The 1,544-nt window shown below is 53.2% G+C and carries 2 protein-coding genes; one reads left to right on the plus strand and one right to left on the minus strand.

Annotated features, from left to right (window positions below):
* Positions 1-105: 105 nt before the first annotated feature.
* On the plus strand, positions 106-540 hold the full coding sequence (locus tag F4827_RS34825) for a hypothetical protein (protein ID WP_183734066.1): 435 nt from the start codon (positions 106-108) through the stop codon (positions 538-540).
* Positions 541-719: 179 nt separating this feature from the next.
* Here the strand turns inward: F4827_RS34825 and F4827_RS34830 are convergent, their stop codons facing one another.
* Positions 720-1,451 carry a hypothetical protein gene (locus tag F4827_RS34830; protein WP_183734071.1) on the minus strand — a complete coding sequence of 244 codons (732 nt, stop codon included), beginning with the start codon at positions 1,449-1,451 and terminating at the stop codon, positions 720-722.
* Between the last annotated feature and the right edge of the window lie 93 nt (positions 1,452-1,544).

Consider the following 1,544-nt stretch of genomic DNA (forward strand, 5'->3'; position numbering starts at 1 on the left):
CCCGAAACATTGGCTGGGTTGCATTTCGTCGTATTCTCCGTGCTTATGCTCGTCCACTTTGCAGCCCTTAACAAAAGTGCATAACACCTTCTAAGAGATGGCCATTTGACGTTCATCGATGGAACAACGCTGGAACTCAATGGGCGCCGGATAATGAAATGCGTCATCTCATTGGCCGACTATGGCGGCCTCCACGATGGTGCCGTAGTAAGGAACACGCTCACGACGTTCTCCCAAATCCATCTAAACCCGGCCAGGGAACTGAACTCGAAACAACAGGACGGCCTAGACAGTGCGAACGAGCAGTTGGATACGTTGCAAAAGCACTGTTCGGAATTCGCCGCTCTGATGCCATCCGAGAAGCCAACAGACCTGTTCGACAACTTCCTCTTTCACAACGTATTCTTTGTCGAACATTTGTTGCTTTCGGCCCAGACCTCTGAGTCGTTGCTGACATCACTGCTGCGAGGCCATCGCATCGTGACAGGCTCGCGCGATCCCTTTTTTGATCACGCGCAGTTCCAGGCTGCGCGTAATTAGGCCGCTACAGCGTAGAGCGCATTAAAAATGTCATCCATTGAATGGCAACGACATCAGAAAACCGGCAAAACTTTTCTGAGAAACCAAAACCCGCAATGCCAGGATGATCTACTTTCGCCACTCGCATTCGGGTAGCCGGTAACTTGCCGTGTATGCCAACCGCTTGCCCAGCTATCGTTCTAAGCTTCGATCTGAACAGCTTTCATCGCGTCAATCAATCGCTGAACATCTGGTGCCGTAGCGACAGCTTGCCCAATCGAAAGCAACTCGAACGATAGGCCACCGCGAACATCTGCCTTAATGTGATCGTCAAGCTCCGCGAGGCGCAAGTAGTCCATGCTGGGAATACGATTCGGCGATGGATCCGATGACTCGTAGTGCGCGCCGCCCGCGTAGTTCCGGAAGTACTCCAAGACCTGCTGACGGGTAAATCTCGTGCTGATGCGTATGGCACCGACAGCGCTAGTATATTGAGATATCGACAGTTCGCGGCGCGCTAGGCCATCTATTGGTGGGAGCTCCGACAAATTAGTGGTCGGTGAAGATGCCGCCAGACAAGTCGTTTTGACTGCAAATCCCTCTTCAGCATCAGCACGAGCTCCCGTCGTCGGATTGTCGACACGGAACACGCCAAAGAAGGACAGCAGCAAGTTGCGTTGTCGGCCACCGCCTGCGACACAGGCCGCAGCCATGTCGAGACTAACGCCCTCTTCGGCAGCAATTGCTCCCATGTCCGGCGCGATAATTTTTGGCTCTTTTGGAAATCCGTATTCCCTCCATGCTTTTCCAAGAAGTCCTTGAACGAGGAGCAAATGCAGCGATACACTGCCGCGACGCAAGTCACCCGACGAAAGTTCGTCAGGACTTTCATACCACCATTCGCTGCGAAGCCACTCAAGGTCTTCGAGCACTGAACCGCCCCGGGAATCGTGGAGGCTGGTTGGTTTAAGTTAATGCCGGTTCAGCGGCAACCGTTTCAAGTTGCCGATAGTAGTTTGCCTCAG

Origin of the sequence: Paraburkholderia bannensis, assembly GCF_014200455.1 — a bacterium.
Taxonomy (GTDB): Bacteria; Pseudomonadota; Gammaproteobacteria; order Burkholderiales; family Burkholderiaceae; genus Paraburkholderia; species Paraburkholderia bannensis_A.